Annotated in this window: 4 protein-coding genes, 1 rRNA gene and 1 pseudogene; 2 read left to right on the top strand and 4 right to left on the bottom strand. The window is 71.2% G+C overall.

The features are described from left to right. A 16S ribosomal RNA gene (locus PKA16_RS15435) occupies positions 1-336 on the bottom strand; the annotation flags it as partial. A gap of 525 nt (positions 337-861) precedes the next feature. Here PKA16_RS15435 and PKA16_RS15440 point away from each other — a divergent pair. Both PKA16_RS15440 and PKA16_RS15445 read left to right on the top strand, forming a co-directional pair. Then, positions 862-2757, top strand: a complete 1896-nt coding sequence (locus tag PKA16_RS15440; protein WP_324404517.1) for an ATP-binding cassette domain-containing protein — start codon at positions 862-864, stop codon at positions 2755-2757. A gap of 222 nt (positions 2758-2979) precedes the next feature. After that, a complete protein-coding gene (locus tag PKA16_RS15445) occupies positions 2980-3687 on the top strand; it encodes a DUF2726 domain-containing protein (protein WP_324404519.1) in 708 nt (235 codons plus the stop codon). Here the strand turns inward: PKA16_RS15445 and glmU are convergent, their stop codons facing one another. The 3 genes and pseudogenes from glmU to PKA16_RS15460 all read right to left on the bottom strand — a co-directional run. Continuing rightward, a complete protein-coding gene (gene glmU / locus PKA16_RS15450) occupies positions 3688-5124 on the bottom strand; it encodes a bifunctional UDP-N-acetylglucosamine diphosphorylase/glucosamine-1-phosphate N-acetyltransferase GlmU (RefSeq protein WP_324404521.1) in 1437 nt (478 codons plus the stop codon). It abuts the gene before it with no gap. Then, on the bottom strand, positions 5121-5747 hold the full coding sequence (locus PKA16_RS15455) for a TetR/AcrR family transcriptional regulator (RefSeq protein ID WP_324404523.1): 627 nt from the start codon (positions 5745-5747) through the stop codon (positions 5121-5123). Before PKA16_RS15455 ends, glmU begins: the two co-directional genes overlap by 4 nt. Before the next feature lie 172 nt (positions 5748-5919). Continuing rightward, positions 5920-6383: pseudogene (locus PKA16_RS15460) on the bottom strand (multifunctional CCA tRNA nucleotidyl transferase/2'3'-cyclic phosphodiesterase/2'nucleotidase/phosphatase); the annotation flags it as partial.

Genomic DNA, 6383 nt, shown 5'->3' on the forward strand with positions numbered 1-6383 from the left:
AGTCTGGGCCGTGTCTCAGTCCCAGTGTGGCGGATCATCCTCTCAGACCCGCTACTGATCGTCGCCTTGGTAGGCCTTTACCCCACCAACTAGCTAATCAGACGTCGGCCGCTCGAATAACGCGAGGTCTTGCGATCCCCCGCTTTCCCCCTCAGGGCGTATGCGGTATTAGCGCGACTTTCGCCGCGTTATCCCCCATTACTCGGTACGTTCCGACGCATTACTCACCCGTTCGCCACTCGCCACCAGGTGCAAGCACCCGTGCTGCCGTTCGACTTGCATGTGTAAAGCATTCCGCCAGCGTTCAATCTGAGCCAGGATCAAACTCTACAGTTTGATTCTGAAGTTTGACTCTTGCGAGTCGACTCATTCAAACGGAATTGAAGTGAACTTCACTTCTGTTTTCATGAGCGTTTGATGGTTCTGAAAGAACCTGGCAATTGCCGTCAAACGCCCACGCTTATCGGCTGTATCTTGTTAAGGAACCGGCGCTCGGCCCTGGAGCCTTGCGCTGTCTCGCTGCGATCAGCGAAGCCTTGTATTCTGACATGTTTTTGAAAGACCTGTCAAGTCTTGGGGTCTTCGCTGCTGTCGAGCCGGCAACCCGTGGGTCGTTGGTTCTGCGATCAGCGAAGCCCTAGATTATGACGTGCTTTTCAATTCCCCGTCAAGGCCTAGGGTTTTCCCCAGCCACCGAGCTGCGCCTGCGGGCGGCTTCGGGTGACAACCCCAGCGTGCGTCTGGCGCGGCGTACCGCGCGATTTGCGCTTGGCCCCGCCAGTGTAGCATTGTTTGTGCAAGAGGTGTGGGCAAGGCGTGCGCGCCAACGGTAGTCCCACCCCGCCCCATGCTGTCAACACGATGTCCCTGATCACCCTGAGCGCGGCCCATCTGGCCTTTGGAGACGTGGCACTGCTGGACGGCGCCGATCTGTCGGTGCAGGCGCAGGAGCGCATCGGCCTGATCGGGCGCAATGGCTCCGGCAAGTCCTCGCTGCTGCGCATCCTGGCCGGCCAGCAGCAGGCCGACAGCGGGACCTGCCAGGTGCGCCAGGGGCTGCGCATTGCCCACGTGGCGCAGGAGCCGGCGCTGCCGACCGGACTGACCGTGCAGGAGGCGGTGGGCGCCGGGCTGGCCGAACTGCGCGCGCTGATCGACCAGTACGCCAGCGGCCAGGGCGACCTGGACGCGTTGCAGGCGCGCATCGAGACCGAGGGAGGCTGGCACTGGCAGCAGCGCGTCGAGGAGACCTTGCAGCGCCTGCGCCTGGACCCCCAGGCGCGCCTGGACACGCTGTCGGGCGGCACGCGCAAGCGCGTCGCGCTGGCGCAGGCGCTGGTGACGCAGCCGGAGCTGCTGCTGCTGGACGAGCCGACCAACCACCTGGACCTGGACGCCATCGGCTGGCTGGAGGAATTGCTGCTGGGCTTCGCCGGCAGCGCGGTGGTGATCACGCACGACCGCGCCTTCCTCGACCGCGTGGCCACGCGCATCGTCGAGCTCGATCGCGGTCGGCTGCGCTCGTATCCGGGCAACTTCAGCCGCTACCAGGCGCTGAAGGCCGAGCAGCTGGCGCAGGAGGCGACGCTGAACGCGCGCGCCGACAAGCTGCTGGCGCAGGAAGAAGCCTGGATCCGCAAGGGGGTCGAGGCGCGGCGCACGCGCGCCCAGGGGCGCGTCAGGCGCCTGCAGGAATTGCGCGCGGCGCGGGCCGCGCGGCGCGCGGTGACGGGGCGCGTGCGCATGGACGTCGACGCACGCGTGGACGGCTACCAGGGCAGGCTGGTGGCGGCGCTGCACGGGGTGTCACTGGCGTTCGGCGACACGCCGATCGCCACCGACCTCGACCTGACGGTGCTGCGGGGCGATCGCATCGGCCTGATCGGTCCGAACGGCGCCGGCAAGACGTCGCTGCTCAAGCTCATCCTGGGCGAGCTCGAGCCCGACCGCGGGCGCGTGCAGCGTGGCGCCAACCTGCAGGTGGCCTACTTCGACCAGATGCGCACGGCGCTGGACCCGGACGCCCAGCTCGCGGATTTCATCAGCCCGGGCAGCGAGTGGATCGAGATCGGCACGCGGCGCCAGCATGTGAAGAGCTATCTGGCGGACTTCCTGTTCAGCCCGGCGCGCGCGGCGTCGCCCGTGCGCAGCCTGTCGGGTGGCGAGCTCGGGCGCCTGCTGCTGGCGCGCCTGTTCGCGCGGCCGGCCAACGTGCTGGTGCTGGACGAACCGACCAACGACCTGGACATCGACACGCTGGAGTTGCTGGAGGAACTGCTGCAGGACTACGAAGGCACGGTGTTCGTGGTGAGCCACGACCGCGCCTTCCTGGACCACGTGGTGACCAGCACCCTGGCCTGGGATGGGCCGGGACGCTGGCGCGAGTACGCGGGCGGAATCGACGACTGGCTGGCCCAGGCGGCGCGCTGGCAGGCGTTGCAGGCAGCGGTGGCGCCGCCGGCGGCGCCGGCGCGCGAACGGGTCCCCGTGGAGGAGCCCGACGCCGACGCGCGGCCGGCGCGGCGCAAGCTGTCGTACAAGGAACAACGCGAACTCGACGCCCTGCCCGAGCGCATCGAGGCGCTCGAGGCGGAGCAGGCCGAACTGCAGGCCGCGCTGGCCGATGGCGCGCTCTACCAGAGCGACCTGCAGCGCGCCATTGCGCTGCAGGCGCGCGACGGCGCGATCGAGGAAGAACTCACGGCGGCGCTGGCGCGCTGGACCGAACTGGAGGCGATCCAGCAGGGCGGGCCCTGAACAGCAGTTATAAAGAGCCACCGGCGGCGCGGGAGTCGCCCGCGGCCAGCTTGCGTGAGGTCACGCACAGCCAGCCCGATCGAGACGGATTCGCATTCAGGAAGAAGCAATGGCGCAATCGCTTCGCCGCGCTTCAAGCGCAGTGAAGCCGGCGCGAGCCGGCACCATCTTTCATCGTTCTGAACGCGAGGCGTTGTGAACCACTCTGGAGGGAGCGAAGACATGACCAACCCGTGGCTCTGGCCGACCATCCTGTTGCTGTTGCTGCTCGCACTCGCCGCGCTGTGGCTGCGCGGCCGTGCCGGAGCGGCGCCGGCCGCCCTGGGTCCGGACGACCGCTTCGCGCCGGCGGTGGCGATTTCGCCCGCCGAGAGCGAGTTGCTGGACTACCTGGTGCGCGCCTTCCCGGGGCGCGCCGTGCTGTTTCGCTGCCCGCTCTCGCGCATGGTCGTGGTGCGCCGCACGGGCCGGCGCCTGGCGGCCCAGCAGCGCCTGGCCGAGCACGCGGTCGACTACACGGTGTGCAATCGCGAGGGCCGGCCGGTCTATGCGTTCGAACTGGACGCGGTGCACGCGGATGCGGACGAGGCGGCGCACGACGCGGCGGAAAAGCACCGCGTGCTCAAGACCGCGGGCATCCGGCTGATCCGGCTCAAGCGCAGCACGCGCGACCTGCCGACGCCGCCCGAATTTCGCCGTCAGCTGCGGGCCGCCGCGCTGCCGCCGCCGGACGCCGCGGCGGCAGCGGCCGACGATCCCTGGCAGGGTGCGGAGCGCGCGCGCTCGGGCGGCGCGCCGGCGGCCGAAGCCGCCGCCGACCCCGCGGACGCCCAGGACACGCAACCGATGAGCATGACCGACCTGATGGGCCTGCCGCCGATGCCGGCGGACGCGGCCGCCGAGGACCCCTGGGGCACGGGCCGCGCCTGATCAGGCGGCCGGCTTGCGGGCCTTGGCGGGCCGCTGCCAGCCGACCCGGCTGACCTGCTGGCCGCGCGCCACGCTGAGCGCCCCCGGCGGCGTGCTGCGCGTGATGGTGGAGCCGCCGCCGACGGTGCCGCCGGCGCCGATCGTCACCGGCGCCACCAGCACGCAGTTGCTGCCGATGTGCACGTCGGCCTCGATCACGGTGCGGTGCTTGTTGGCGCCGTCGTAGTTGGCGGTGATGCTGCCGGCGCCGTAGTTGACGCGCTCGCCCACCGTGGCGTCGCCCAGGTAGGCCAGGTGGTTCGCCTTGGCGCCAAGGGCCAGGCTGGAGTTCTTGATCTCGACGAAGTTGCCGACGTGCACCTCGGGCCCGAGCTCGGCGCCGGGGCGCAGGCGCGCGAACGGGCCGACGCGGGCCTCGGGGCCGACCTGCACGCCGCTGCGTTCGCCGTCGATGTGGGTGAACGGGTGGATCACCGCGCCGGCGGCGATGCGGGCATTGGCGATGCAGCAGTAGGCGCCGATGCGCACGCCGGCGCCGAGCTCGACGCGGCCGCTGAAGATGCAGCCGACGTCGATCTCGACGTCCTGCGCGCACACCAGCTCGGCGCGCGCGCCGCTGGCGGCGTCGTCACGCAGGTCGAAGCGCGCGGGGTCGAGCAGGCGCACGCCGCTCTCCATCAGGGCGCGCGCCTGGCGCTGCTGGTGCGCGCGCTCGAGCTCGGCCAGCTGCACCGGGCTGTTCACGCCGGCCACCTGCAGCGCGTCGTCGATGCGGTGCGCCACCACGGGCACGCCGTCGGCCACCGCGAGGGCGACGACGTCGGTCAGGTAGTACTCGCCCTGGGCGTTGTCGTTGGTGAGCTGGCCGAGCCAGCGGCGCAGCGCGCGTGCCGGCACCGCCATGATGCCGCTGTAGATCTCGGTGATGGCCCGCTCGGCGGTGCTCGCGTCCTTCTGCTCGACGATGCGCTGCACCGTGCCGCCTTCGGCGCGCACGACGCGGCCGTAGCCGGTCGGGTCTGGCAGCGTCACCGTCAGCAGGGCCAGCCGGTCGCCGCCCGCGGCGTCCACCAGGGCGCGCAGGGTCGCGGCCTCGGTCAGCGGCACGTCGCCCGAGAGCACCAGCACCAGGCCGTCGTCGGCCAGATGCGGCAGCGCCTGCTGCACGGCGTGGCCGGTGCCCAGTTGCGGCTCCTGGCGCACGCAGTGCAGGGCAACGCCGGCCTCGGTCGCGTCCGGTGCTCGGCAGGCCGCCTCCACCTCGGCCGCGCCGTGGCCGGTGATGACGATGGCCGAGCGCGGCCGCAGTTGCGCGCCGGTGGCCAGGACGTGCTGCAGCAGCGGGCGGCCGGCGAGCTTTTGCAGCACCTTGGGCACGCGGCTCTTCATGCGCGTGCCCTTGCCCGCGGCCAGGATGACGAGATCGATCGGGTTCATGGGGTTCCTGTTCGGATGACGGCCGGGCCGGCGAGGCCCTGGTCGAGCATGGCGATGACTTCCTCGGCGAAGTCGGCGTAGCTGAGCGGCCCGTCCGGGCGCAGCCAGGTGAAGGTCCAGTTGATCATGCCGAACAGCGTCATGGCGATGGCGTTCTGGTTGCGCGCCGACAGCCGCTGCGGGTAGGCCAGGCGCAGGAAGCGCGTGACGGCGGACACCACGTCGCGCTGCCGGTCCAGGATCACCTCGCGCTGCTCGGGGCCGAGGAACTGGGTGCTGCCGAGCAGCGCCGCGTGGCGCGTGGCCGAAGTCTCGTACTCGCGCAGGAAGGCGCGGATCAGCTCGTGCAGGGTGGCGCGCTCGTCCAGCGCCTGGCGATGCGCCGTCGCCTGCACCTGGCCGATGATCACCAGCAGGCGCTGGGTGTAGCGGTCCAGCAGCTCGAACAGGATCGCCTCCTTGCTCTGGTAGTAGTGGTAGAGACGCGCCTTGGAGGTGCCGCAGGCCGCCGCGATGTCGTTCATGCTGGTGGCCGGGTAGCTCTGGCGCGCGAAGCAGGCCGCCGCGACGTTGAGGATCTCGTCGCGCCGCAGGTCGTGGGAGGCGGAAACCGGTCGGGCCATGGCGGGTGCGGGTGCAGCGCCCGATTATCGGGGGCGCGCGGGAGGCCGTGCCGACGCGCCGCGCGCCGGCGCTCGATGTCTGGTGCAGTGTTTCACACTGTCAGGTACTCATGGCGAGTCGCCGGGTCCGTGCACGAGCCCCCCGACGCCCGGCGGGATCGAAGTGCCGGAATCACTCCGGCCAGTCCGGCCCGGTTGGTGCGCGCGCGGCCAGGCACGCGGCGACGGCCTGCACGCGCGCGTCCCGGATGCGCGCGCCGATCGCCGGACCGCTCGCGCCTTCGGCCTGCGCCGCCGCCGCAATCGGCGCCGTGGCCACGCCCAGCGCCGCCTCCAGCGCCGCCCGCAGGCGGGCGCGTTGCGGATAGGGGCGTTCCTGCCAGCCCGCGCGGCCGCGCGCGTCGCATTCGCAGGCCAGCAGCACCTGGTCGAAGCGCGCCGGCTTGCGCAGCGCGTCGCAGCGTTCGAGCAGGCGCAGCACGGCGGTCGCGCCCAGCGCCTCGCTGCGGTGGATGTGGCCGTGCTCGCGCGCCACCACCTCGGCCAGTTCGGTGCATTCCGTGGGCACGCGCAGGCGCTCGCCGACGGCGCGCAGCAGGCGCACGCCGCGCTGCTCGTGGCCGATGTGGCGCGGCA

This window comes from Ottowia sp., from assembly GCF_035325765.1.
In the GTDB taxonomy this organism is placed as follows: Bacteria; Pseudomonadota; Gammaproteobacteria; order Burkholderiales; family Burkholderiaceae_C; genus Ottowia.

Bases quoted from the DNA above. Each gene is read 5' to 3' on its own strand.
- PKA16_RS15440 (WP_324404517.1), top strand. From the start codon at position 862: ATGTCCCTGATCACCCTGAGCGCGGCCCATCTGGCCTTTGGAGACGTG.
- glmU (WP_324404521.1), bottom strand. From the start codon at position 5,124: ATGAACCCGATCGATCTCGTCATCCTGGCCGCGGGCAAGGGCACGCGC.
- PKA16_RS15445 (WP_324404519.1), top strand. From the start codon at position 2,980: ATGACCAACCCGTGGCTCTGGCCGACCATCCTGTTGCTGTTGCTGCTC.
- PKA16_RS15455 (WP_324404523.1), bottom strand. From the start codon at position 5,747: ATGGCCCGACCGGTTTCCGCCTCCCACGACCTGCGGCGCGACGAGATC.